Source organism: Streptomyces sp. (genome assembly GCF_031181555.1).
Taxonomy (GTDB): domain Bacteria; phylum Actinomycetota; class Actinomycetes; order Streptomycetales; family Streptomycetaceae; genus Streptomyces; species Streptomyces fimbriatus.
Genome location: NZ_JAPSKQ010000026.1, coordinates 1 through 24,975, shown reverse-complemented (window position 1 = coordinate 24,975; position 24,975 = coordinate 1). Strand labels below are relative to the sequence as shown.

21 protein-coding genes are annotated in these 24,975 nt (G+C 74.0%); 6 read left to right on the top strand and 15 right to left on the bottom strand.

Translation table 11 applies throughout. The features are described 5' to 3' along the window. Window positions 1–40: 40 nt before the first annotated feature. Window positions 41–928, bottom strand: a complete 888-nt coding sequence (locus RIM90_RS08360; protein ID WP_309059947.1) for a universal stress protein — start codon at window positions 926–928, stop codon at window positions 41–43. Window positions 929–1,277: 349 nt separating this feature from the next. Between RIM90_RS08360 and RIM90_RS08355 the strand changes: the two genes are divergently transcribed. Continuing rightward, window positions 1,278–1,748 (top strand): TrkA C-terminal domain-containing protein, encoded by a 471-nt coding sequence (locus RIM90_RS08355; protein WP_309059946.1) that lies wholly within the window; start codon window positions 1,278–1,280, stop codon window positions 1,746–1,748. Window positions 1,749–1,752: 4 nt separating this feature from the next. After that, complete coding sequence (locus RIM90_RS08350) at window positions 1,753–3,000, top strand: cation:proton antiporter (RefSeq protein ID WP_309059945.1); 1,248 nt, start codon at window positions 1,753–1,755, stop codon at window positions 2,998–3,000. Between the two features lie 130 nt (window positions 3,001–3,130). On the opposite strand, the gene RIM90_RS08345 is transcribed toward RIM90_RS08350, so the two are convergent. The 4 genes from RIM90_RS08345 to RIM90_RS08330 form a co-directional block, all read right to left on the bottom strand. Beyond that, window positions 3,131–4,234, bottom strand: a complete 1,104-nt coding sequence (locus RIM90_RS08345) for a MerR family transcriptional regulator (protein WP_309059944.1) — start codon at window positions 4,232–4,234, stop codon at window positions 3,131–3,133. A 620-nt stretch (window positions 4,235–4,854) separates the two neighbouring features. After that, window positions 4,855–5,343: a hypothetical protein gene (locus RIM90_RS08340; RefSeq protein ID WP_309059943.1), complete on the bottom strand. Its 489-nt coding sequence runs from the start codon at window positions 5,341–5,343 to the stop codon at window positions 4,855–4,857. Window positions 5,344–5,645: 302 nt separating this feature from the next. Next, window positions 5,646–7,826, bottom strand: coding sequence for a TerD family protein (locus tag RIM90_RS08335; RefSeq protein ID WP_309059942.1), 2,181 nt, complete (start codon window positions 7,824–7,826; stop codon window positions 5,646–5,648). A 101-nt stretch (window positions 7,827–7,927) separates the two neighbouring features. Next, the gene (locus RIM90_RS08330) at window positions 7,928–8,320 is read right to left on the bottom strand and encodes a DUF5997 family protein (RefSeq protein ID WP_309059941.1); all 393 of its coding nucleotides are present in this window, start codon (window positions 8,318–8,320) and stop codon (window positions 7,928–7,930) included. Window positions 8,321–8,378: 58 nt separating this feature from the next. On the opposite strand from RIM90_RS08330, the gene RIM90_RS08325 reads away from it, so the two are divergent. After that, entirely contained in the window at window positions 8,379–9,143 is a 765-nt protein-coding gene (locus RIM90_RS08325; protein WP_309059940.1) for a LysR family transcriptional regulator substrate-binding protein, read from the top strand. A 20-nt stretch (window positions 9,144–9,163) separates the two neighbouring features. Here the strand turns inward: RIM90_RS08325 and RIM90_RS08320 are convergent, their stop codons facing one another. The 4 genes from RIM90_RS08320 to RIM90_RS08305 all read right to left on the bottom strand — a co-directional run bounded on the left by RIM90_RS08320 (window position 9,164) and on the right by RIM90_RS08305 (window position 14,217). Then, window positions 9,164–9,913 (bottom strand): DUF4142 domain-containing protein, encoded by a 750-nt coding sequence (locus RIM90_RS08320; protein ID WP_309059939.1) that lies wholly within the window; start codon window positions 9,911–9,913, stop codon window positions 9,164–9,166. A 93-nt stretch (window positions 9,914–10,006) separates the two neighbouring features. Beyond that, entirely contained in the window at window positions 10,007–12,829 is a 2,823-nt protein-coding gene (locus tag RIM90_RS08315) for a beta-L-arabinofuranosidase domain-containing protein (RefSeq protein WP_309059938.1), read from the bottom strand. 166 nt (window positions 12,830–12,995) lie between these two features. Next, complete coding sequence (locus RIM90_RS08310; RefSeq protein WP_309059937.1) at window positions 12,996–13,691, bottom strand: HAD family phosphatase; 696 nt, start codon at window positions 13,689–13,691, stop codon at window positions 12,996–12,998. A 49-nt stretch (window positions 13,692–13,740) separates the two neighbouring features. After that, entirely contained in the window at window positions 13,741–14,217 is a 477-nt protein-coding gene (locus tag RIM90_RS08305; protein ID WP_309059936.1) for an Lrp/AsnC family transcriptional regulator, read from the bottom strand. A 270-nt stretch (window positions 14,218–14,487) separates the two neighbouring features. Here RIM90_RS08305 and RIM90_RS08300 point away from each other — a divergent pair, with 270 nt between their 5' ends. Further along, window positions 14,488–15,978: an FUSC family protein gene (locus RIM90_RS08300; RefSeq protein WP_309059935.1), complete on the top strand. Its 1,491-nt coding sequence runs from the start codon at window positions 14,488–14,490 to the stop codon at window positions 15,976–15,978. A 103-nt stretch (window positions 15,979–16,081) separates the two neighbouring features. After that, entirely contained in the window at window positions 16,082–17,107 is a 1,026-nt protein-coding gene (locus RIM90_RS08295; protein ID WP_309059934.1) for a lactonase family protein, read from the top strand. Between the two features lie 96 nt (window positions 17,108–17,203). Here RIM90_RS08295 and RIM90_RS08290 read toward each other — a convergent pair whose 3' ends face one another. From RIM90_RS08290 to RIM90_RS08270, 5 genes are all read right to left on the bottom strand, one after another. Further along, entirely contained in the window at window positions 17,204–18,127 is a 924-nt protein-coding gene (locus RIM90_RS08290; protein WP_309059933.1) for a hypothetical protein, read from the bottom strand. An 84-nt stretch (window positions 18,128–18,211) separates the two neighbouring features. Continuing rightward, on the bottom strand, window positions 18,212–19,219 hold the full coding sequence (locus tag RIM90_RS08285) for a BadF/BadG/BcrA/BcrD ATPase family protein (RefSeq protein WP_309059932.1): 1,008 nt from the start codon (window positions 19,217–19,219) through the stop codon (window positions 18,212–18,214). After that, window positions 19,216–19,893, bottom strand: a complete 678-nt coding sequence (locus tag RIM90_RS08280) for a uracil-DNA glycosylase (protein WP_309059931.1) — start codon at window positions 19,891–19,893, stop codon at window positions 19,216–19,218. Before RIM90_RS08280 ends, RIM90_RS08285 begins: the two co-directional genes overlap by 4 nt. Before the next feature lie 70 nt (window positions 19,894–19,963). Continuing rightward, the gene (locus tag RIM90_RS08275; protein ID WP_309059930.1) at window positions 19,964–21,118 is read right to left on the bottom strand and encodes an exo-alpha-sialidase; all 1,155 of its coding nucleotides are present in this window, start codon (window positions 21,116–21,118) and stop codon (window positions 19,964–19,966) included. A gap of 326 nt (window positions 21,119–21,444) precedes the next feature. After that, complete coding sequence (locus RIM90_RS08270) at window positions 21,445–23,139, bottom strand: DNA alkylation response protein (RefSeq protein ID WP_309059929.1); 1,695 nt, start codon at window positions 23,137–23,139, stop codon at window positions 21,445–21,447. Window positions 23,140–23,211: 72 nt separating this feature from the next. On the opposite strand from RIM90_RS08270, the gene RIM90_RS08265 reads away from it, so the two are divergent. Beyond that, the gene (locus RIM90_RS08265) at window positions 23,212–23,988 is read left to right on the top strand and encodes a PaaX family transcriptional regulator C-terminal domain-containing protein (protein WP_309059928.1); all 777 of its coding nucleotides are present in this window, start codon (window positions 23,212–23,214) and stop codon (window positions 23,986–23,988) included. A 76-nt stretch (window positions 23,989–24,064) separates the two neighbouring features. Here RIM90_RS08265 and RIM90_RS08260 read toward each other — a convergent pair whose 3' ends face one another. After that, window positions 24,065–24,868 carry a pectate lyase gene (locus RIM90_RS08260; RefSeq protein ID WP_309059927.1) on the bottom strand — a complete coding sequence of 268 codons (804 nt, stop codon included), beginning with the start codon at window positions 24,866–24,868 and terminating at the stop codon, window positions 24,065–24,067. Window positions 24,869–24,975: the final 107 nt, after the last annotated feature.

Genomic DNA, 24,975 nt, shown 5'->3' with positions numbered 1-24,975 from the left:
CGAGGCCCCGGTGAACGGCACGCGGGGAGCGGGTGCCGGACTACGCGTTCCCGTCGCCGCCCCGCACGACGGCCACCGGGCAGTGCGCGTGGTGCAGCATGGCCTGGCTCACCGAACCCAGCACCAGTCCGAGGAAGCCGCCCCGGCCACGGGCCCCGACCACCAGCAACCGCGCCGTGCGGCTCGCCTCGATCAGTGCCTCGCGGGTGCCGCCGTGCACGATCTCGTGCCGTACCTCCACGCCGGGGTACCGCTTCCGATGCCCCGCCAGCGCCTCCGAGAGCAGACGCTCCTCGCCCGTGGCCGGGGTGCCGGGCTCGTTCGCGTACGGCGTCCGCCCGTCCTGCGGGGCGGGCAGCAGGGCGTTCCAGTTGGTCCAGGCGTGCAGGGCGACCAGGTCCGCCCCGCGCAGCGCCGCCTCGGCGAAGGCGAAGCCGATCGCCTTCGCACCCGCCGCGGAACCGTCGACGCCGACCACGATCGGCCCGTCCGGTACGGCCCGCTCGCGCACGACCAGCACCGGGCACCGTCCGTGCGCCGCCAGATGCACGGCCGTCGACCCCGCCAGCAGCCCGACGAAGCCGCCCCTGCCCCGCGACCCGACGACCACGAGCTCCGCGGAACGCGACTGCGCCTCCAGCACGGTCAGCGGTTCGCCCGTCACGACGGCCTGCGAGACCTCCACGTCCGGTGCCACGGCCCCGGCGCGTTCCACCGCCTCGGACATCAGACGTTCGACCGCGGCCCGCAGACCGCTGTCGGCCGGACCCAGCGGCGACGCGCCCGGCGGCACGTGCATCGCCGGCCAGAGGAACGCGTGCACCACCCGCAGAGCGGCCGATCGCGACCTCGCCTCCTCGGCCGCCACCTCCACCGCGGCCAGACTCGATGCCGAGCCGTCCACTCCCACGACGACCGGACCGCTCATCGCACCTCCCGTATCGGATACGTCCAGGGTGGCTCCGGCGGGGGTCCGCCGCCATGGGACCAACGGGCCACAGCCCCGCGGGCCGGCCGGCGCACCCCCCGTGTCCGGACGATGCCGGGGCACCCCGCCGATCTGTGACGGGACGGCCTCCCCGGGCATCCTCGGCCCCCTTGCGGCCGGCGTCCTCCGCGGGCCCGTGTCCCTCAGGGACAACACCCGTGTCCCGGCCGAATGACCGGATGGCACCATGTCCACTGCGGGGGTGGATCATCCGTGCGATGCGGCACCCCGGTCAGCACGAAGTCATCGAGGGAAAACCAGGAAGGGGAGGGCTGTGCCTGCTCCACGGATGAGCGCCACGCCGCTGCCGGGCATCGGCGTGAAATACGACCTCACCACGCGTGAGCACCAGCACTTGTCCGTGATCGCGCACAGGGACGGAGCCCGCACGGTCAACATCTACCGTTCCGACGACCCGGACGCCTGCGCCCAGTCGCTGCGCCTGACCGTCGCCGAGTCGGCCGCGATGATCGACGCGCTGATGCCCGCCCACCACAGCCCCAACCTGCTGCACACCACCGACCTGGGGCTGGTCGCCGAGCGCATCGAGCTGTCCGCCGTCTCCCACTGGAACGGCCGGGTGCTGGGCGAGACACGGATGCGTACCGACACCGGCGTCTCGATCGTGGCCGTGCTGCGGCGGGCGGAGGCGATCCCGTCCCCCGCGCCGGACTTCCGGCTGGCCGGAGGGGACACGCTGATCCTGATCGGCACCCGCGAGGGCATCGACGCCGCCGCCGCGATTCTCGGGCGGGAGTGAGCGCGTGCACTCTTCCGCGGTCTTCCTGATCGAGTTCGGCGCGATCATCCTCGGGCTCGGCCTGCTCGGACGCCTCGCCGGACGCCTCCGGTTCTCCCCGATTCCCCTCTACCTGCTGGCCGGCCTCGCGTTCGGCGAAGGCGGACTGCTGCCGCTCGGCGCGAGCGAGGAGTTCGTGGCGATCGGCGCCGAGATCGGCGTCATCCTGCTGCTGCTCATGCTCGGTCTGGAGTACACGGCCAGCGACCTGGTCTCCAACCTCAAGACCCAGTACCCGGCCGGTCTCGTGGACATGGCGCTGAACGCCCTGCCCGGTGCCGCCCTGGCCCTGCTGCTCGGCTGGGGCCCGGTCGCCGCGGTGGTGCTGGCCGGCGTCACCTGGATCTCCTCCTCCGGCGTCATCGCCAAGGTCCTCGGCGACCTCGGACGGCTCGGCAACCGCGAGACGCCGGTGATCCTCAGCATCCTGGTGCTCGAGGACCTGGCGATGGCGGTCTACCTGCCTATCATCACCGCGCTGCTGGCCGGAGTCAGCCTCGCCGCGGGCAGCGCCACGCTGGCCATCGCGCTGGGCGTCGCCGGGCTCGTGCTGTTCGTCGCCGTCCGTTACGGGCGGGTGATCTCCCGGTTCGTCTCCAGCGACGACCCGGAGAAGCTGCTGCTGGTGGTGCTGGGTCTGACGCTGCTCGTCGCGGGGCTCGCCCAGCAGTTGCAGGTCTCGGCGGCCGTGGGCGCGTTCCTGGTCGGCATCGCCCTGTCCGGGGAGGTGGCCGAGGGCGCGCACAACCTGCTGGCACCGCTGCGGGACCTGTTCGCCGCGGTGTTCTTCGTCTTCTTCGGCCTGCACACCGACCCCGGCTCCATCCCGCCGGTGATCCTGCCCGCCCTCGCGCTCGCCGTGGTCACCGCGCTGACGAAGATCGCCACCGGGTACTGGGCCGCCCGGCGGGCCGGGATCTCCCCCAAGGGCCGCTGGCGCGCGGGCGGCACCCTGGTCGCCCGCGGAGAGTTCTCCATCGTCATCGCCGGGCTCGCGGTCACCGCGGGCATCGAGCCGGACCTCGGCCCGCTGGCCACGGCGTACGTCCTGATCCTGGTCGTCCTGGGCCCGCTCACGGCCCGTTACACCGAGCCCGTCGCGCTGCGCCTGACGAGCCGCCGCACCGCATCCGCCGACGCCCGGCCCGTGCACGTCGCGACACCGGCCGCGGAGACCCTCGAGCCGGTGCAGGACAGCACGCCCGAACGGTGAACCGGCCGGCCGCCCGGACACGGGCCCGGGCCGCGGCGCGTCCGTGCTGCTGCTCGGGCCCGCGGCGGTGCCCGGTCCGCGCAGGCCGGGCCGTGCGCGGACCGGGCACCGTCCGTACGGGCGACGAGTCCTAGTTCTCCAGCCGGACCGGCATCAGGAGCGAGAAGGTGTCCTCGTCGTCCGGCCGGCGGATCGCGAGGGGCGCCGTGGGGGCGCCGATCTCCAGGACCAGCCGGTCACTGCCGCCTGCGGCGAGCGCGTCCAGCAGGAACGCGCGGTTCACGGCGACGAGGTCCCGGTCGTCGTCCCCCTCCCCGGCGAGGGCCGGCGCACCGTCGTCCGTCACCTTGAGCACGCTGAGGTCGCAGGACACACCGTCCTGCGCGCGGACCTCGCCCGCGCGGACGGGGCCGGCCAGCACCGCCTCCCGGAAGGCCGGCACCTCGACGAGGGCGCGCCGCCCGGCCGGAATGCGGACGAGGCGGCGGTAGTCGGGGAAGTCCTGGCCGAGGCACTGGCCGGCCGTCTGGCGGTCACCGGTCTCCAGGGTCACCCGGTCACCGTCCACGGTGAGCCGGACCTGGCCCTCGTCGTCCAGCAGCGCCCGCATCGCGTCGACGAGCGGAAGCGGAACGGTGACCTGGACGCGGGGCCCGCCGTGCCCGGTGACGGCGGTGCGTGCCACGGCCATCCGGTACCGGTCGGTGGCCACGAGGCGCAGCGCGTCGCCCTCGACGTCGAACAGGACCCCACCGAGCACCGGCAGTTCCGGATCGGTGCCGGCCGCGAAGCGGACCGCGTCCAGCGCGGCGGCCAGTCCGGACGCGGAGACGGCCGGCCGGACGGCGGTGGGGACGGGACCGGAGGCGGTGGTGCGGGGCGGGGCCATGGGGTTCTCCCTGTGGTCGAGAAGGGCTCGGAGCGCGGAGAACTCGGTGCGGGCATCGGACAGCCCCTGCTCGAGACGGCGCAGATGCGCCTGGAGGAGCTGTCGTACGAGGTCGGTGTCCGCGCCGGACCAGCCGGCCAGTACCAGCCGGATGTCCGCCAGCGGCATGCCGGCGCGACGCAACCGGGCCAGCAGCCGGGCCTCGTCGAGCTGCTCGGGGGCGTACCAGCGGTAGCCGCTGACCGGATCCACCCGGGCGGGAACCAGGACACCGGCACGGTCGTAGAACCGCAGGGCGCTCACGCCCAGCCCGCTGTCCCGGGCCATCTCACCAATGCTGCGCATCTCGCTCTCCACACCGCCACACCCTGATCCCTCGACAAGGTCGAGGGTCAACCCCGGCATCCACCTGACCGACGAGGGCTCCACCCCGTTCGCCGTGAGGCGGACGTCGAGGTCATCATCGTCGGAGCCGAACTCGGCCGGGCGGGGCGGCGGCCGCCGCACGACCCGCCCGAGCACGTGCGGCCCGGCCGGGTTCTGAACGAACGCCCCCTTCGCCGAACGCCTGTCCGGCCGGCGTGCACCTCCGTACGGGTGGCGGCCTCACCCGGCCCGGTGGACCCGGAGCCACCCGCGTACCACCGGCGCACGGGGTGCGTTGGCCCGGTATGGACAGCACTGAGACGGCGCGGCGCCCTCTCGGGAACGGCCCCGCGAGCCGGCCGTACGCCGAACTCACCAGTGGGTACGCGGGCCATACGCCGATCTGCACGGCCCTCGTCGCGGAGTGGCGGGCCAGGGGCCACGCCGTTCCGGAGCACCGCGACGGTCAGTGGGCGTCCTTCGCCGCCTCCACGGTGAGCGGGCGCGCACCCGTGCTGTCCGTGCCCTTTCCCGTTCCGGTTCCCCTGCTGCGGCCTCCCGCGGGCCGCCCCCCCCCGCCGAGGACACCCACGAGGAACTCACCAGCACTCCGCCCCCGCCGGCTCCGCACTGACCGGCGCCAGTGCGGCCAACGTGCCGGTGGCCCTGCGCAGGGCCAGTTCGAGCGCGCCGGGGGAGTGCAGGGCGCCGCTGCCGTCCGGCGGGACGAGCCACTCCAGGCGGCCGGCGGGCCGGTACGGCGGTGGTACGGCGACCCAGGACCCCCGGCCGACGTGCCGTACACCGGACCCGACCCACTCGCTGACCGGATCGGGCGGCAGGAAGAACCCCACTCTGCGGGCCGTGACGTCCACCAGCGTGGGCCCGGGCACCTTCAGCGGATCACGCCACAGGATGTCCAGGGCGAGCAGCCCCAGCCGGTCGGGCACGCTGAGCACGTCCCAGTACCGTCCCGCCGCGAGCAGTGCCGTGCCCGTTCCCCGGTCCCACTCGCGTTTGCACTCCTGGGGATCCGTGGCCGCCGCGGCCAGCCACTCGACGGCTTGCTTCCACATGACGCTGTGCATGTCCCACCCCGGGCACGGTCGGGTGCGCCGCTGCGGGCGCGTGCTGGACGCGGGCCGTCGGTGTCGCGGTCGTCCACGCGGTGGCCCGGCGTGTCGCCATGCTGGTAGATATTTCTATTCGCCGGAAGGGTGGCGGGGGCTGGCGTTTTCCCGCGTGTCCGGCGCGGACGGACACACCCCCGAAGCCGGGAGTCCCGGTCGGGGGTGTGCGACGCCGAGGGCGAGGAGAGCGAACGGACTGATTTCAGGAAAGGAAGGAGAAGGAAGCCCGTTCATGGCCTCGCCGTGGTCGACGGTAGCAGTCAGGCGGGGATCAGGTCGCGCAGATTTTCGGGGGTGAGGACCCGGGAGTCCGGGTGCAGTCCCTCGGGACGTTCCAGCCCGATGCAGGTGACCGGGCCGTCCGGGACCTTCTCGCCGTCCCACGACGTCACGGCCGTGGCGCGGCCGGCCAGGAGCCCGGTGAGGTGGCGGACCGTGAGGTGCTCGCGGTCGACGATGCCGCGCAGCAGGGCCGCCACCGACACGCGGTTGCCCTCGACCCGGTTCGCCGACGGATGGCCCTTGAGGTACAGGTGCAGCCACTTGGCGTGCCACCGTCCGTCGTCGCCGCGTACGAAGACCAGCGGCAGGGCGACCCGGCCCGGGCCGCGCAGGTCCGACTTCATCCGCACCGTCCGCGGTTCGAACGGACGGCCCCGCTGCTCGGCCTCCCGCAGCATGAACCCGAAGAAGGACTCCTCGACCTCCTCGAAGCCCTCCCCGGAGTAGATGTTGACCTGCGGCACGATGAAGTCGCCGCGCACCGCGTCCAGCCGCAGGTCGATGAACTCCGAGGCGCCGTCGGGCGCGTCGGTGATGTCGCCGGAGTGCGTGCCCTCCACGTCCCGCAGCGCCGTGTACGACAGCCACGTGACGGTCCGGTAGCCGGAGTCCAGGACCAGGGCCGACAGGTCGTAGTCGGTGGAGCGGCCCGTCTGCTTCCAGTACACGAAGAAGCGCAGCAGCCCACCCTCCACCGCGGACACGGAGCCGCGCGGCAGCACCCCGAGTCCGGCCGCCGTCGCCCGGCCGCTCAGGGGGAGCGCGACGTCCAGGACGGCGGGGTCGATCAGCAGGTGCCCGGGCTCGGGCAGCCGGCGGCCCACCTCGGCGTCGAAGGCGGAGATCAGGCGCCGGCACGCCGGGGCCGGCAGGGGCGCACGGCCGTCCGGGGCCACCCGGGCACGGCCGTGCCGGTTCACGAAGACCCGGCGTTCCCCGGGGCCGCCCTTCTCGCCGGCCCGGTTGTGGAGGTGCTCCCGCACCGCCAGCACCACCCGGCCCGAGACCCGGGGCACGACCTCCTCGGCGGCGGCCGCGACGGCGTCGCGCTCCTCCTCGGTGCCGGCCGTGCGCAGCAGGCGGTCGAGCGCGCGCAGCAGCCTGCCCGGGGCGGACTTCAGCAGCGCCACCGCGCCGGTGACGTCACCGGCGCCGAGCAGTTCCTCCACCCGGCTGTCGAAGGAGCGGGCCCGCTTCTCGCCCCGGGCGACCGCGAACACCTCGGCCGCGTGCGGCCACCGCGGGTACTCGTGCGGGTGCAGCCGCTCGCCGAGCCGCTTGAACGCCTCCCGGTGCGCGTGGACGTCGGCCGACTTGGCGGGAGAGGCCTCCACCACCGCGTCGAGGCCCGCCAGCAGCGCGCGGCGCACGGGCCGGGGCAGCGCCCGGAACCGCGTCGGCTCCCGGAGGGTCACGTCACCGTCCGACAGCGCACAGGCCAGGCGGAGCACGTCGGTCACGGTGTCCAGCAGCAGGTCCGCGCCGGCCCGGAGCCGCGCCCGGTTGACGACCGCGCGGTTCTCCCGCACCGGGATCGCCTCGGGCTGCGGTCCGGCCACGCACGCGCCGGCCAGGGTCTCGAGGTCGGTCAGCCCCTCGTCGCCCAGCGGGGTGCTGCTCCCGGCGAGGGCCAGGTACAGGGCGGTGACCTCGTCGTCCAGGGCGCCGCCGAGGTGCAGGACCGTCACCCGGTCGCCCGCGGCGGCGACCAGCTCGTCGTGGGCGGCGAGCATCTCGGCGTACGTGTGCCGGTAGGTGCCGTACGACGGCAGCGCGAGCAGGTCCAGCACGCCCGTGCGGAGCCGGGCGAGGGTGCTCTCGCGCGCGGTGTCGTCGGCGAGCGCCTCGGTGACGCAGCGCATCCAGAAGTCGAAGGTGTCCGGCACGTTCGCCGGGAAGTCGACGAAGTACACGTTGTGCCGCACATGATCGCCGACCGTCTCCCGGACGGTGCCCAGGGTGCGGACGGCCGTGTCGACGACCGTCCCCTCGGACAGTCCCGACAGGCGCTCCAGCAGCTGGGCGGAGAGCTTGAAGCCGACCGACATCAGCGCGGCGTCGAACTGGCGCGCCGCGACGCTCCCGTCCCCCGAGGGACCGGTGGGGGAGGGGAGGCGAAGGGTGCGCCGGACGATCAACTGTTCGAGACGGTGAGCCATTCGGGCATGGTCCCAGAGCCCCGAGCGCCGCCGCACTCGGGTTTTCCGGGACACCGAGAGCCCTCAGGGCCCTGAGGGAACTGCGGCGGTCCCGGGCCGGGTCAGTCGCCGCGCTCCGCGCGTTCGGCGTCGCGCTTCTTGATCCGCGCCGCTTCCCTGCGGACCTCCGCCTGGGTGGCGCGCTCCCGCTCCAGCCACTCGGGACGCTCCTGCTTCAGCGTCTCGATCTGCTCGGTGGTGAGGGGCTCGGTGATCCCGCCGCGGGCGAGACCGGCGATGGAGACGCCCAGTTTCGCCGCGACCACCGGGCGGGGGTGCGGGCCGTCGCGCCGCAGGTCGCGCAGCCACTGGGGCGGGTCGGCCTGGAGCGCGTTCAGCTCGGCCCGCGAGACCGCACCCTCCCGGAACTCGGCGGGGGTGGCCTCGAGGTACACACCCAGCTTCTTGGCCGCGGTCGCGGGCTTCATCGTCTGGGTGCTCTGGTGCGACGTCATGGTGTCCAGGGTATCGAGCGTGTGCGCGAGGGCCGACCACGGCCGGTAACCTGGCCAGGTGACAGGCTCGGAAGTATCCCCCTCGTTCCGGCTCGTGTACGTACCCGGGGTGATGCCCGACAAATGGGTGCGCATCTGGAACGAGCGGCTGCCCGACGTCCCGCTGACCCTCACGCAGGTGCCGGCCGAAGCGGCGCAGGGGCTGCTGCTGAGCGGGGACGCCGACGCGGGTCTGGTCCGGCTGCCCGTCGACCGGGCGGTCTTCAGCGCGATCCCCCTCTACACCGAGCGGACGGTCGTCGTGGTGCCCAGGGACCACCTCGTCACGGCGGTCGACGAGGTGACCCCCGAGGACCTGGCCGACGACATCGTGCTGCACCCCCTCGACGACGTCCTGGACTGGGAGGCCCTGCCCGGACGGTCTGCCCTCGAACGCCCCGCCACCACCGCCGACGCCGTCGAACTGGTCGCGGCCGGGATCGGCGTGCTCGTCGTGCCGCTGTCCCTCGCCCGGCTGCACCACCGCAAGGACCTCACCCACCGGCCCCTCGTGGACGCCCCCGAGTCGGGCGTGGCACTGGCCTGGCCCGAGGACGCGACGACGGACCGGGTGGAGGACTTCATCGGCATCGTCCGCGGCCGGACCGTCAACAGCACCCGGGGCCGTGCCCAGCAGGCGGCGCAGGAGAAACCCCGGCGCACCGACCGGGACGGTGCCCGCCGGCAGCAGGCGGCGGGCAGGCCGGCCGCCGGGGGCCGCCGGAGAGGCACCGGCGGCTCGCCGAAGAAACCGCGCCGGGGCAGGCCCCGCCGCGGGTCGTAGCCCACGGGCGCGCTTCGGCGCTACTTCACCGTGGGCGACGGGGACGGCGCCGGAGAAGCCGTGTTCAGGTCCTTCAGTTCCTCGGGGATCTCCAGCGCGAGGACCGGCGCGCCCGCCTGCGGGGCCGGCGGGGTCACCTGTTCCTGGGGCATCTTGGGCGGACTGGTCTGCTGGAAGTTGACCTGCTCGTGATTGACCAGTCCCGTCTTCTCCAGCACCGTGATGTGGTCGAGCACGGTGTCGTTGGCCTGGTCGGCCAGCTGCCGGACGAGGGTGTTCCTGGTATTGGCCCGGATCTTGGCGATGGCCGGGAAGATCTGCCCGTGCGTCACGCGCATGATGTTCACCGCGGTGGAGTCGAACTCCTTGCCGTTGGTGGACTTCACGGTTTCCACGAACTGCTGCTGCTGGGGCGACGCCTGGTTCGGCAGCGTGATGCCGAGTTCGAGGGAGATCCTGCGGCAACTGGCGTCGAGCCGGCCGTGCCCGACGACCAGGTGCTCGCCGGCCTCCTTCATCTCCGGCGTCGTCCCCCGCTCCATCGCCAGCAGGCCCAGGGGGTGCTCCCACAGGCCGGCCGCGCGCACCTTGACCACGAAGTCGCGGTCCGCCTCGGTCAGCGGGCCGTAGTTCGTGTTGGCGACCACCCGGTCCTGCTTGGTCGATGTGTTCTGCACGCCCAGCATGGTGGGGTAGGCGAGCGCGGTGAGGGTGAGGATCATCGCTCCGCCCACGAACGCGGTTCCTGCCGTGCTGCGCGAGATGCGCATCGTGCCTCCTGGGATGTGAACGGCCCAACAGCAGGAAGTACGGACGGCGGACGCGAAACAATCACCGCTCCGGCAAAGAACTTCCGGCCGGCCTCAGGGCGCGTACGTGGCCTGCCGTGCCGTGCGCACCACCGTGTCGCCGTCCGCCGCGCTCAGCAGACCGTCGGACACCCAGGCCCGCACGGTGGAGCGCACCCGCGCCACCAGCGCGTCCTTGCCGGCGAAGGGCGCCCCGGCCCAGACCTCGTCCAGGAGCGTGGTGCCGTCGCCGCGGGCGGGGTTGGCGACGCCGGAGTCGGAGCCGCCGAAGACCACACGTGGCTCCCAGCGCCGGAAGTAGGCGTGCGTCGGATCCTCGGTGCCCTCGGAGAAGGGCGCCAGCTCGACGCCGTCCAGCGTGTAGTGCAGCGGCCGCCCGGCGACCGGGGTGAGGGAGGGCAGCAGATCGCCGGAGAGACCCGCGTCGCGGTACAGCCCGAACCGCAGGTGGTGCGTCGCGGATTCGCGGGCGACCAGGTTGACCGGGCCGAGGAACAGGGTCTGCAGGGCGGGGTCGTCCGGGGTCTTCTCCACCCGCAGCCGGAAGGGGAGGGAGACCCGCACGGTGTCGCCGTCGCGCCAGGTCCGGGAGACGCCGAAGTAGCTGCCGGCGGCCGGTGTCCCCGGCACCGCCCTCCCGTTGACGGTCACCCGGAACCCGGTGCCCGCCCAGGACGGCACCCGCAGCAGCAGCGTGAAGGCGGCCCGGCCGCCGCCGAGGGTGAGCGTGCTGCCCTGCTCCTGCGGGTAGTCGGTGGTCTGTGTGACCGTGACACCCTTCTCGGCCCAGGTCAGCCGGGAGGCGCTGTAGAGGTTGACGTACAGGGCGCTCCCGTCGGACTTCGCGAAGTACACCGAGTCCTGGTACTTCGTGGCGCTCTCCATGCCGGTGCCCTCGCAGCAGGTGGTGCCCTGCTTGGGCGTGTAGTCCCGCACATGACCGGGCGTCAGGCCGATGAAGTACGTGACGAGCGGCTTCTCCGCGTCCGGCCGGTCCTGCTTGGAGCCGAGCACCTGGTTGTACAGGGCCCGCTCGTAGTAGTCCATGTAGGCCGGATCCTGCTCGTGGAAGAACAGCGCCCGGCTCAGCTTGAGCATGTTGTACGCGCAGCAGGACTCGGCGGTGGTGGTGCCGATCGTGCCCGCGATCACATCGCGGGCCTTCCAGAACTCGCCGCTGCTGGTGCCGCCGATCCCGTACATGCGGTGGGGGACGACCATGCCCCAGAAGTTCCTCGCGGCCGTGAGGTAGCGCTCCTCGCCCGTCTCGTCGTGCAGCCGCACCAGGCCCGTGAAGATCGGGATGTGCTGGTTGGCGTGCAGCCCGTCGAGGACGTCGGTGTTCGCGGCACAGGCGTCGATGAGCCGGTCCAGGTCGAACAGACGGGCCAGCGCGAGGTGCTCGGCCCGGCCGGTGATCGCGTGCAGATCGCAGATCGCCTCGACGATGCCGCCGAACTCCCCGCTGGAGAACAGCCCCCACATCCGCTGCAGGGTGGCCTTCGGCAGCACGGACAGCCGCGCGTGCATCCAGTCGCACAGACCGGACGCCAGGTCGAGCGCCCGGTCGTCGTCCGTGGCGAGATACGCGTCGAGCAGCCCTGTGAGGATCTTGTGGGCGGTGTAGTACGGGGCCCACACCCGGGTGTAGTCGCTGGCCGTCATCGACTCCAGTTCGATGAACTGCGTCTCCGGGTACGCGGCGAGGAACCCCGGGTGGCTGGGCGCGCCCCAGGTGCGGCGCAGGGTGGCGTCCAGACCGCGGCCGGAGGCGTCCGCGAACGTCGCGCCGGCGGTCTCGTCGAAGGCGTACGACGCCAGGTCGCCCCGGCCGGTCGAGGCGTCGGCGGCCCGGCGGCTCTGCAACTCGGTGATCTCGGCGGCGGTCAGGGCGCGCGAGAAGACGTTCACCTCCTCGAACGCGCCCGCGAAGACGGGGTCGGCGGGGAAGTTCGAGCGGCCCAGCCAGTTGTTCCCGAGCGTGCCGAGAGCGGCCGGGGTCAGCGTCATGGCCGTGCTGCGGGCCACGGCGGTGCCGTTGACGTAGAGGGTGCCGGTGCCGCCGGCGAGGGTCACGGCCAGGTGGCTCCACTCGTCGAGCGGCAGCGGTGCGGTGCCGACGAGGCCCTGCTCGCCGCCCGGTCCCGAGGTGGTGACGGCGAACCGCGGCACCCCGTCCGCGTTGCGGGCGGCCAGGTACAGGTAGCGGGTGGTGTCGTCGCCGAAGTCGAAGATCCTGGCCCAGGCGGCGTCGTGCGCGGGCCGTACCCAGGCGGACAGGGTGAGGGCCGGTGCGCCGCCGAGAACGGCGGCCGGGAGGTCGACGTACTGGTGGGAGCCGCGCACCTGCTCCGCCGCGCGGCCGAACCGGCCGCCGACGCTCAGGACGGCCGGGTCACGGCGCAGCGCCTCCCGTACCTCGGTGAGGGCCCCGACCATGGTGCCGATCCGGTCCGCGAACACCTGCTCGCCGGTGCTGCGGTACGCCTGCGCCAGCATGGTCAGGAAGTGGCCGGTGTAGTGGCCGCGCAGATTTCCGCCTGCCTCACCGTCCAGCCCCTCCCAGCCGCCGGGGGCGACCGCGCCGCGGGTGGACAGGCCGGCGTTGGCGCGGAAGACCTGGAGCAGCCGGTTCACGTCGTAGCCACGGGCGTGGTCGAGCATCAGCCGTCGTTTGCCGGCGAAGACGCCCGGCCCGAGGGTCACGTCCTCGAGTGCGAACGGCCGCACGGTCCACGCCGCCGGCACGTCGGGGGCGGCGGCCGACGCGCCCGGCGCGGTGGCGGCGCGACCGGTGGCCGCGGAGGACATCGCGGTGGTCGTCGCCGTCACGGCGGCGGCCTGGATGAGGGTGCGCCGGGAGAGGGGCCGTGCCATGGATGCTCCTCCACTAAGTGTTCGATATGGCGAACGCCGTGCGAACGATCGACCAGACGATAGGGAGGGGACGAGAAGGCGTCAACGGGTCGGGAGCGATGGGTTCCGGACGTTCGCCGGGACGGCTTCCGGACGTTCGCCGAGGGGCGCGGGCGAAGGAGGCCGGTCAGGCGGGCCGAGCCGTCCGCGTCAGCCACGCGTACGCCGCTCGCGCCGTGAACTCCCGCTGCCCGCCGCGCAGCAGCAGGCCGGCGGTGGCGAACTCCGCGGCGTCGGCCTGCGCGGCGACGTACGGAATCGCGATGCAGCGCATCCCGGCCGCGTGCGCGGCGAGGGCGCCCGGGGCCGCGTCCTCCAGCACCACGCAGTCGCCGGGGTCCGCGCCGAGCCGGCGGGCCGCTTCCAGGAAGACGTCGGGGGCCGGCTTGCCGTGCGCCACCTCGTCGGCCGAGACGACGGTGCGCAGATACGCGTCCAGGCCCGTGCCCGCCAGGACCGCCCCGATGGCCTCGGGCGAGGAGCCGGAGGCCACGGCCATCGGCACGCCCTCGTCCGCCAGCAGTTCGACGAAGGCGCGCATCTCCGGGTACACGCGCGTGGAGGTGCGGGCCAGCTCCAGATAGCGGCGGTTCTTCACCGCGAGCAGTTCCTCGAGGCCGGCCCGCAGCCCGTACCGTTCCCGCCAGTCGGTGATCGTCTCCCGCGTGCTGATCCCGACGTAGCGCTCGTGCTCGGCCCACGAGAAGTCCGGGACGCCGTACTCGGCGAGGGTGCGCCGGCCCGCCTCGTAGTAGTTCGGCTCGCTGTCCACGAGCGTTCCGTCGAGGTCGAAGATGACTGAGAGGGTGCCGAGGGTGCTCACGGGGCCCATGATGCCAAGGGGGCCGGGGCGGCCGGCGGCCGGCCCGGGGTCACTTCCGTGCCGTCCGGCCGATCGACTCCACCAGCGGCAGCAGCCGGTGCGGAACGCGCTCGCGCAGCGCCACCTCGGTGCGGGTGCGCACCACGCCGGGCAGGCCGATCAGCTTCTGGATCACGTCCTCCAGGTGCCCGGCGTCGCGCGCCACGACCCGGGTCAGCAGGTCGCCCCCGCCCGTGATGGAGAACGCCTCGACGATCTCCGGTACGGCGGCCAGGGCGTCGCCCACCTCGTCCAGGTGTCCCTGGGTGACCTCGACGTGGACGAACGCGAGCACGGGGTGGCCCAGCGCGGCGGGGGAGAGGACGGGGCCGGTGCCGGTGATCACGCCCTCGCGCTCCATGCGGTCGAGCCGCGCCTGGAGGGTGCCGCGGGCGACTCCCAGGATGCGGGCGTACTCGCGCACGCTGGTGCGCGGCTGCTCCAGCAACAGGCGCAGGATGCGGGTGTCGAGCTCGTCCACGGCCATGGCGCCCGGCCTCCTCGTCCTTCAGCGATCGTCCCGACTGTACCAATGGCCCGAGGACGCGCCGGACCACTGGGCCACCCACTGTCGGCCGTTGGTACTCCGGAGAACGCTTCTGCGGCACAAGACATGAGCCAATGGCACAACCGAAAAGCGCCCTGTTGAGCCAGTGGCGGTAAGGATGCTCCCATGGAGGTGTCGATGGCGCTGCGAACCCCGCGGCGCCTTTTTCATGCCACGGTGCACATCATGATTCACAGGGGGCGGTAAGCGGTGTTGAAGAGGGTGTTCACGGCTCCGGACCCGGGCCGGACCCGGCTGCGCTTCGCGGCGCGGGCCGTGCTCGGCATCGGGCTGGCGGTCGTCGTGTGCGGCCTGGCCGGCCACTCCCTCGCGGGTGCCGTCACCGGTGGGCTCGCCGCACTGCTCGCCCTGTTCACCGTCACCGACGCCACGGTCCGCGGGCAGGCCGTCACGACGGCACTGCTGCCCGCCGTCGGCCTGCCGGTGCTCGCCGCCGCGGCGGTGCTGCACGACCACCCCGTGGCCCGCGACCTCACCTTCCTCGCCGTGGTCGGACTGGGCGTGTACGCGCGGCGCTGGGGCCCCCGCGGACACAGCCTCGGGGTCTTCGCGTTCATGACCTACTTCGTGGCGCAGTTCCTGCACGCGAGGACGGACCAGCTCCCCGAGCTGTACGCCTCCGTCCTGCTGTCCGTGCTCGCCGCGGCCGCGGTGCGCTTCGGGCTGTGGTGCTACGAGCGCCGCCTGCCGCCCGCCGCCGTGCCGGCCCCGCCGCCCGGCGGCACCGGTCTGGCCCGTGTGACCACCCGCCAGGCGATCCAGGCGACGGCCGGCGCGGGCTTCGCCCTCGTCGTGGGTCAGCTGGTGTCCGGGCAGCGCTGGTACTGGGCCGTCGGCGCCACCTGGTGGGTCTTCGTGAACACCACCTCGCGCGGCGAGACCCTGGTCCGCGGCTTCCGCCGGGTGCTGGGAACGGTCATCGGCATCGGTCTCGCGCTGTTCGTCGCCGTCCCCGTGCACGGGGACCCGGTGCCCACCGCCCTGATCGTCGCCGTGTCCGTCTTCGGCATCTTCTACACGGCCGCGGTGTCCTACACCTGGATGATGCTCTGGGTGACGCTGCTCGCCGCCATGCTCTACGGCCTCCTGGGGGTGCTCGGCCCCGGCCTGCTGGCCCTGCGGCTCGTGGAGACCGGCGTCGGCGCGCTCGGCGCCGCGCTGGCGGTGGCCCTCGTCCTGCCCGTGACCACCCACAGCGTCACCGACGCCTGGATCCAGCGGGCCCTGCACTGCGTCCACGCGTGCACCGCCCGGACGGCCGCGCGGCTGGCCGGCGCCGAGGACGCCGATCCCGCGCCGATGGTGGCGGAGCTGGAGCAGCTCCTCGCCCGGGTGCGGCTCTCGGTCGCCCCGCTGGTGCATCCGCTGAACCCCATGCGCGGTCGCAAGCGGCGCGCCCGCCGGGTGCTCGCCCTGCTCGACGACTGCGCCCGGGAGATCCGCGGCCTCGTCGCCGTCGCCGCCGACCCGGAGGCCTCGCACGACGCCCGTCTGGCCGCCGCCTGCCGGCGCGTGGAGGTCGCGGTCGAGGCGCTCACCGGCGGCCGGGACATCGCGGTGCGCACGGCTCCGGCCGCGACGGAACCCGCACTGGCCCACCTCCACGGCCTGGAGCGCGCCCTCGCCGAACTCGCGGCGCCGCTGCGGGCACCCTCCGGATCCCCGCTGGTCGGCGCCTGAAGCGCGCCCCGGACCCGCACCGGACCGGCCGCTTTTGGTCTAGACCTGAGAGGGGCGACTGCTACCGTCACTCCGAACCGGTACCGGACGAGAGGGGACAGCCGTGGCGGACGGCGGACAGCGGGCGTTCATCGGGTCGTTCACGGCGGCGGGAGGCCCCGGCATCGTCGCCGCGGCCATCGCCCCCGACAGCGGCGCGCTGACCGTCCTGAGCACCGTGAACGGCCTGCCCGATCCCTCCTACCTGGCCCTGTCGGCCGACCGCCGCATGCTGTACGCGGTCAGCGAGACGGCCGAGGGCGCCGTGGCCGCGTTCCGCGTGACCGGGGACAGGCCGGAGCCGGCCGGGCCCCCGGTACCGGTCGACGCGAACGGGCCGACCCACCTCTGTCTCTTCGCCGGGCACCTGCTCACCGCGAACTACGGCTCCGGCAGCGTCACCGCCGTCCCCGTCCGCGCGGACGGCGGCCTCGCGCGGTCCGCGTCCGGGGTGTTCCGGCACAGCGGCTCGGGCCCCCACCCCCAGCGCCAGCAGGGTCCGCACGCCCACCAGGTGCAGCCCGACCCGAGCGGTCGCTGGGTGGTCGGCGTCGACCTCGGCACGGACTCGGTGCGGGTGTGCACCCTGACCGGCGGCGCTCTCGCGCCGCACCGGGAAATCGCCCTGCGCCCCGGATCGGGCCCGCGTCACCTGGCCTTCCATCCGGACGGTGCGCACGCGTACGTCCTCAACGAGCTCAGCCCCACCCTCGTCGTCTGCCGCTGGGACGCCGCGGGCGGTGAGCTGAAGCCGCTCACGGAGGTCCCGGTGCTGCCCGGCGCCCCGGCCGGGGACGCCTATCCGTCGGGCGTGGCCGTCTCGCCCGACGGCCGCTTCGTGTGGACCGCGACCCGCGGCGAGGACGTGCTGTCCGTGTTCGCGGTCGAGGGGGAGGGGCTGAGCCCGCTCACCACCGTGCCCTGCGGCGGTCACTGGCCCCGCGCGATCACCGAGTCCGGCGGTTTCCTGTACGTCGCGAACGAGCGCTCCGGGGACGTGACCTGGTTCGCGGTCGACCCGGGCACGGGGGTGCCGCGACGCGGCGGCTCGATCCCGGTGCCCGCGGCGTCCTGCGTGGTCACCGGCTGAGCGGGGCCGGCCCGCCCGGACTCCCCGCGCCCATGCGGAAGGGCCCGCTCCGGCAACCGGAGCGGGCCCTTCCGTTGTCGCTGCGCGCCGGCCGCGTCAGCGGACCGGGGAGCTCTGCGCCTGCTGCGGCGCGATGCCCAGCGCGGTCGTGTACTTGGCCAGGGCGAGCTTGCCGATCGCCGGGTACGGGCCGAGCGCCTCGGCGGCGGAGCAGTCCGCCTCCTTCGCGGCCTCCTCGATCAGGCTCGCGTCGATCTCCGGGCCGATCAGGTACGGCGCGAGTGCCAGCTGCCGCGAACCGGAGCCGCGCAGCTGCTCGGCGACGGAGGCGATGGACCCCTCCTGGTCCAGGGCGGCCGCCATCACCGGCACCGCGAGGCGCGCGGCGAGCAGCATGCCGGTGATCCCGGCCGCCTGCACGGCCTCGTCACCGCCCACGGACGCCAGGATGATGCCGTCCGCGGCGGTCGCCACGGTGAACAGGCGGGCGCGGTCGGCACGGGCCAGCCCGGCCTCGGACAGCCGCACGTGCAGCGCCTCGGCGAGCAGCGGGTGCGGGCCGAGTACATCGGTCAGCTCCGCGGCGACGCGGCTGTCCATCACGGCCTGGCGGATCCGGCGCAGCAGCGCGCTGTCCGGGCCGGCGAGCAGCGGCACGACGACGGCGACGGGACCGTCGGGCTCCTTGGCGTCCACGCCGGCGGCGCGGGCCTGCTCGAAGCGGGCGGTACGCTCCTCGCCGGCGTGCGCGAGCACCGACTGCAGCGAGGGGAACTCCTCGTCGTCGCCGTCGAGGTAGCCGATCCGGGCGTCGAGGCCGGGCAGCTCGGAACGGGCGATGCTCACGACTTCGTCGGCGAGGGAGCGGGTGGTGCTACTGGGCGCACCCGGCACGGCGAGGACGAGCGCGGGCGCGCCCTCGGGAGCCACCAGGGGTTCGGGGCGGCGGTGCCGCCCGGGCTGGCGGGGGCGCGGCATTCGTACTGGCAGGCCGGACGCGGGCCCAGTGGGGGTGCTCATGCTGCGGCATGTTAGTGGCTCCCCGGGCGTCCCCGTTCGGGGAGGGGGCAGGTGAGCGGTATCCGTCCGGATTTGTCTGATGAGTTACGTCCCGGGACCGGCCGCTCGGGTGACGTCCTCACCTGCCGGGCTCGTCACGCACAGCATCTTTCCCTCACACGGAAGAGCGAACGCGCCCGCCATGAGGTCGGTGGCGATGCGTACCGCCCCGTGCAGGGGGTCCCCCTCGGCCGTGACCCGTCGCGCCCGCGGCAGCCGCTCCGCCAGCTCCTCGTCCAGCGGTACGAGCAGAGGGGCGCCCATCTCGAACAGGCCGCCGGTGAGACCGACCCGCGGCTCGTCCACGTCCGGGCACACGGCCGCGGCCGAGTCCGCCATGTGCCGGGCCGCCGCTCGCAGGACGTCCGCGGCGACGGGGTCGCCGCCGGCCGCGCACTCGGCCACCCGGGGCGCGAAGGAGGCGAGGACGGCCGGCCGGTCGGTGCGCGGATACAGCAGGCCGGGCAGCCCCGCCGCGGGACCGAACACCGCCTCGGCGCTCGCCAGCAGCCGTGCGGAGCCGCCCTCCCGCCCGTCGTGGGCGCGCAGTGCCGCCTCCAGTCCCGCCCGCCCGATCCAGGCGCCGCCGCCGCAGTCGCCGAGCAGATGGCCCCAGCCGTCCGCCCGGCGCCAGCCGGTCAGATCGGTGCCGATCGCGATCAGCCCCGTACCCGCGGCGATCACCGCACCGGGCCGCGGCCCGAGGGCACCGACGTAGGCGGTGACGGCGTCGGCGGCCAACGCCACCCGCCGTACGCCCAGTTCACGGGCCAGCGCCCCCGGCAGCTCGGCGCGCAGCGCGTCCCCCAGGCCGGCCATCCCGGCCGCGCCGACGACGGCCGTGTCCAGCCGCCCGATCCCGGCCTCGGAGCACAGGGCCCGCGCCATCGGCACCAGTTGCTCCATGAAGTGCCCCGGGTCGATGCCCCGGGCCCCGGTCCGCACCGGCTCCCTCGAGGCCCCGCGGGCCGACGCGCCGTGCCCGGCGGCACCGACGGCGACCCGCACACCGGAGCCCCCGGAGTCCACGGCGAGGAATCCGCAGCCGGTCACGGCAGGCGCCAGTCCACCGGTTGGCCGCCCTGGCGGATCAGCAGATCGTTGGCCCGGCTGAACGGACGCGAGCCGAAGAATCCGCGGTCGGCGGACATCGGCGACGGATGGGCCGACTCCACCGCGGGCAGATCGCCGAGCAGCGGACGGCAGTTGCGGGCGTCACGCCCCCACAGGATGGCGACCAGGGGCTTGCCCCGCCCCGCCAGCGCGCGTATCGCCTGCTCGGTGACCTCCTCCCACCCCTTGCCGCGATGGGCGGCCGGCTTGCGCGGGGCCGTCGTCAGCGCCCTGTTGAGCAGCAGCACGCCCTGCTCGGTCCACGGCGTGAGATCACCGCTGGACGGCTGGGGCAGGCCCAGGTCGGTGGTCAGCTCGCGGAAGATGTTGACGAGGCTGCCGGGCAGGGGCCGCACCTCGGGCGCGACCGAGAAGGACAGCCCCACCGCGTGCCCCGGGGTGGGATACGGGTCCTGCCCGACGATCAGAACGCGTACTTCGTCGAAGGGCTGCTGGAAGGCCCGCAGGACGTTCGCTCCGGCCGGGAGGTAGGTGCGTCCCGCGGCGATCTCCGCGCGCAGGAAGTCCCCCATCCCGGCGATCCGGTCGGCCACCGGTTCCAGGGCCTTCGCCCAGCCCGCTTCGACGATTTCATGCAAGGGTCGTGGTGCCACGGACGTCACCCTACTGCCGCGACGGCGGCGGAGATCAACCCGCGGCCGGGACCGGGCGGGGTCCTCCGGCTCATCCGACGACCGCGGCCCGCACGCACAGCACGTCCGGCAGGTGCGCGGCCAACTGCCGCCAGCTGTCGCCGTCGTCGGCCGACGCGTACACCTCGCCGTTGCGGTTGCCGAAGTACACGCCCGCCGGGTCCGCGCCGTCGTGGCACATCGCGTCGCGCAGCACCGTGCCGTAGTGGTCCTCCCGCGGCAGGCCCGCCGTGAGCGGCTCCCAGCTCCTGCCGGCGTCCGCCGTCCGGAAGACCCGGCAGCGCCGGTCGGCGGGCACCCGGTCCGAGTCGGCGTTGATCGGGAAGACGTACGCCGTGTCGCCGCGGTGGGGGTGGGCGACCGCCGCGAAACCGAACGTCGAGGGCAGGCCCTCGCCGATGTCCGTCCAGTGCCCGCCCGCGTCGTCGCTGCGGTACACCCCCCAGTGGTTCTGCAGATACAGCCGGTCCGGGTTCACCGCGTCCCGGGCGATCTTGTGCACGCACTGTCCGAACTCCGGGTTCGGGTCCGGCAGGAACACCGCGGAGACGCCGGAGTTGGACGGGGACCAGCTCGCGCCGCCGTCCAGCGTGCGGAACACCCCCGCCGTCGACACGGCCACCGTCACGGCCCGCGGGTCGCGCTCGTCGGTCAGTACGGTGTGCAGGCCCTCGCCCCCGCCGCCCGGCATCCACTTCGAGCGGGTGGGGTGCTCCCACAGCGGCCGGACCAGCTCGAAGGTCTCCCCGCGGTCCTCCGAGCGGTACAGCGCGGCCGGTTCCGTACCCGCGTACACCACGTCCGGTTCGGCCGCGGCCGGGTGCAGCTGCCAGACCCGTTCCAGTGAAGCCCCGGTGTCCTTCGGGAACTTGACGGCGGGGCGCGCCGGTTCGGTCCAGGTGCGGCCCAGGTCGTCGGAGTGGAACACCGACGGGCCCCAGTGCGAGCTGTCGCCGCCGGCCAGCAGCCGCGGGCTCGCGCCGCGGGTGTCGATGGCGACCGAGTACACGGCCTGCGCGTTGAAGCAGGGACTCTCGTCGAACTCCCAGGCGCCACCCCGCCGACGCCCGATGAACAGGCCTTTGCGGGTGCCCACGGCGAGCAGTACCTCGGACATGCCGATCACCTCCACGACGTCTTCGTCGACGTCCTCGTCTCGGACACCGGCCAGTCTGCACCCCACCACTGACAGTCACCTCCGGATCAGACAGCACCGCAGGTCAACCCGGTGCGGCGGCCGCCGGAGGCCCGAGGCGACCGCGGCGCTGGAGGGCCGCGGCCGGGGGACGCGTGGGCGGGCGCTGCGTCCGGGCCGCGCGCGGCACCTCCGCCGCGGGGTCCGGCTCCCCGGGGACGCGCCGCAGGGCGCCCGCGACGGTCGTCCGCTCCCGAAGGCCGCCGGACCGGGGCAGCCGTCGCGGCGCGGCCCGGGAGCCTGCACCACGGCACCGGCACCCGAGCGCGGTCGAGGAGCGACGACGCGCGAACCGCGCGCGGTGGCTCGACGAGGGTTCAGACGGCGTCCGGCAGCGCGCGGTCCACGATCGCGTCGAACCCGGCCGTCGCGGGCAGCGTGCCGAAGGCATGCCCCCAGTCGCCACCGAGCCGCGTCGCGCAGAAGGCGTCGGCGACCGCGGGCGGGGCGTGCCGGACGAGGAGGGAACCCTGCAGCGTCAGGGCCATCCGCTCCACCAGCCGGCGGGCGCTCACCTGCGATCCCTCGGCCAGGTGGTCCTTCAGCCGGACCACGGCCGCGTCCAGCCGGGCGTCCGCCCCGCGCGTCAGGCCGAGTTCGTCGAAGAGGGCCTGTGCGGTGGCGGTGTCCCGGCCGAGCGCCCGCAGCACGTCGAGGGCGTTGACGTTCCCCGAGCCCTCCCAGATCGACAGCAGCGGGGCCTCGCGGTAGTGCCGGGGCATGCCCGACTCCTCGACGTAGCCGTTGCCGCCCAGGCACTCCAGGGCTTCGGCGGTGAAGGCCGGACCCCGCTTGGTGACCCAGTACTTGCCCACCGCGGTCGCGATCCGGCGGAACGCGGCCTCCCCGGCGTCCCCGCGCACCGCGCGGTCGGCGGCCCCGGCCAGCCGCAGGGTGAGGGCCGTGGCGGCCTCGGACTCCAGCGCCAGGTCGGCCAGAACGTTGCGCATCAGCGGCTGGTCCACCAGCCGGGCCCCGAACGCGCTGCGGTGCCGCACGTGGTGCCCCGCCTCGACGAGCGTCTTGCGCATCAGCGCCGCCGACATCATCACGCAGTCCAGCCGGGTGCAGTTGACCATCTCGATGATGGTCTTCACGCCCTGCCCCTCCGGGCCGACCAGCCAGGCCACGGTCCCGTCGAACTCGGGCTCGCAGGAGGCGTTGGACCGGTTGCCCAGCTTGTCCTTCAGCCGCTGGATGCGGAACGCGTTGCGCGTCCCGTCGGGCAGCACGCGCGGCACCAGGAAGCACGACAGCCCTCCCGGAGCCTGCGCCAGCACCAGGAACACGTCGCACATCGGCGCCGACGTGAACCACTTGTGCCCGCGCAGGGTGTACACCCCGGGTTCGGCGGTCGGCGTCGCCGCGGTCGTGTTGGTCCGGACGTCGGAGCCGCCCTGCTTCTCGGTCATCCCCATGCCGGCCAGCAGCCCGCGCTTCCCGGCCGGCGCCCGCAGGCCCGGTTCGTACTCCCGGCTGGTCAGCAGCGGCTCGTACACCTCCGCCAGCTCCGGCTGCCGGCGCAGGGCGGGCACCGCCGCGTACGTCATGGAGGTCGGGCAGCCGTGTCCCGCGTCGGTGTGCCCCCACACCAGTCCTTTCGCGGTGCGGGCGACGTGCGCGCCGGGCCGGTCGTCCGCCCAGGGCGCGGCGGCCAGCCCCTCGGCGACGGCCGTACGCATCAGGTGGTGCCAGCTCGGGTGGAACCCGACCTCGTCGATCCGGTGCCCGTACCGGTCGTGCGTGCGCAGTTCGGGCTCGTGGCGGTTGGCCTGATCGCTCCACTCCTGCGCCTGCGCGCTGCCGGCCAGCCTGCCGAGCCGCCGCAGGTCCTCCTCGGCCCAGCCGGCGCCCTCGCGCCGCAGGCCCTCCAGCAGGGCGATGTCGTCGGACGCGTCGTACGGCGCCAGGGGACCGGGCTGATTGGTGACGTCGTGCGTGGCGTACCCGCCGTGCCCGCCGTCCTGTTCACCGGCGCTCCGGTGCCGCTCGTCCACAGATGTCGTGACCATGCGCCGAGTGTTGCACTCCTTCTACGACCGCAGCAATGATGCAACACGCGGTCCGCCGTACAGTACGGACCCATGCGGATGAACGACCCGGCGCTCCCGGATGCCCCGGCGCTCCCGGACGACCTGCGACCGCGCCCCCTGTCCGCGCGGTCGGTCGTGCTGAGCCTGCTGCTCGGCACGCACCCGCCGGAGCTTCCGGCCCGGGAGCTCGGGCGGCTGGTGGAGGGCTTCGACGTCGGCGGATCCACCTTGAGGGCGGCGCTCAGCCGGATGGTCGCCGCCGGTGATCTGCGGCGCACGGACGCCGGTTACCGCCTCAGCGACCGGCTGGTGCAGCGTCAGCGACGCCAGGACGAGGCCGTGCGGCCCCGCACGCGAGCGTGGGACGGCGACTGGGAGATGGTCGTCGTCACCGCGACGGGCCGCGGCCCCGCCGAACGCGCGGACCTGCGCACCCGGCTGGCCGCCCTCCGGCTCGCCGAACTCCGCGAGGGCGTGTGGCTCCGCCCCGCCAACCTGAGCCGCCCCCTGCCCGCCGGTCTCGATCGGGTGGCCCAGCGCTGCACCGCCCGCCCCGCCGGGTCCGCCCGGGACCTGGCCGCGAGCCTCTGGCCGCTGGACGCCTGGTCCGGCACGGCCCGCGCGCTCCTCGCGCACGTCGGCCGCCCCGGCCGTCCCGCCGACCGGCTCGCCCTGTTCGCCGCCGTGGTACGCCACCTGCTCGCCGACCCGGTCCTGCCGCCCGACCTCCTGCCCGCCGGCTGGCCCGGTGACGCTCTGCGGGCCGCGTACGCCGACTACCGGCGGGAGCTGACGGGGCAGGTGCGTGCGCGGGTGGGCGGAGCATGACGCGGCGGCCGTACGGAGCGCCGCGCGGGACGCCTCGTACGGCCGCCTTCACCGTGGGGGGACCGGCCCCGGAGGACTACCGGTAGGTGATGTCGGACGACGTGTACTTGCAGTACGTGCCGTCGGGGCCCGAGCCGTTGGTGTCCGGCTCGTCGCCGTCGTCGTTGCCGATGTACTTCTGGCAGGGGACGATCTTCCTGCTGCTGTCCCCGATGATCGTGATGTTCCGCAGGGTCGCGCTGTCGCCGTAGTTGGTGTTGATGCCGGCGAGCCTGCTGCCCTTCCAGGTCACCTCGATGGTGTTGAGGTTGATCGTCCGCTTGTACTGCGTGGAGCAGTTGCCGCAGGAGCGGACGAAGGTGCCGAAGTTCTTCACCGCGAAGTTCGACACGTTCAGCGTTCCGGCGCCGTTGAACTGGAAGACCTTGTCGCTCGCTTCCTTGGCGCCGCCGCCGCTGACGGTGTAGACCGCCGACGACGACTTGCCCTTGAACGTGGCGGCGTCCTCGCCGACGTCCTCCCACCACACGTTCTGCAGCGTGCAGGAGCCCTTGCAGTGGATGCCGTCGGCCGCGGGGGCGCCCAGGATGACGTTCTTCAGGACCGCACCGTCCGCCAGCTCCAGGATCGGGCCCTGGTCCTCGTCCTGGCCGCCCGAGCCCAGGTCGCCGGTGCCGTACAGGCGCTTCATCCCGTAGTCCTTGGTGCCGGACACGGAGATGGTGGAGGAGACGCCTTCGCTGCCGTTCGGGGTCGGCCAGGTGGCGGCGCTCGCCGGGGACGCTCCGGTGGTCATGAGCATGCCAACCGAGAGTCCGAGGGTGGCCAGCGCGCCCGTCAGTGCCTGCCCGCGGGTGCGTGGTCGTGTCGCAGAAGTCATGCCGTTCCTTCTGTCGTGGTGTGGGGGTGTCGGAGCCTTCCGGTGCCCGGGCGGGTGCGTCCCCGGAACGTCCGGAGTGCTCATGTACGTGAACGTTCGACGCCGGG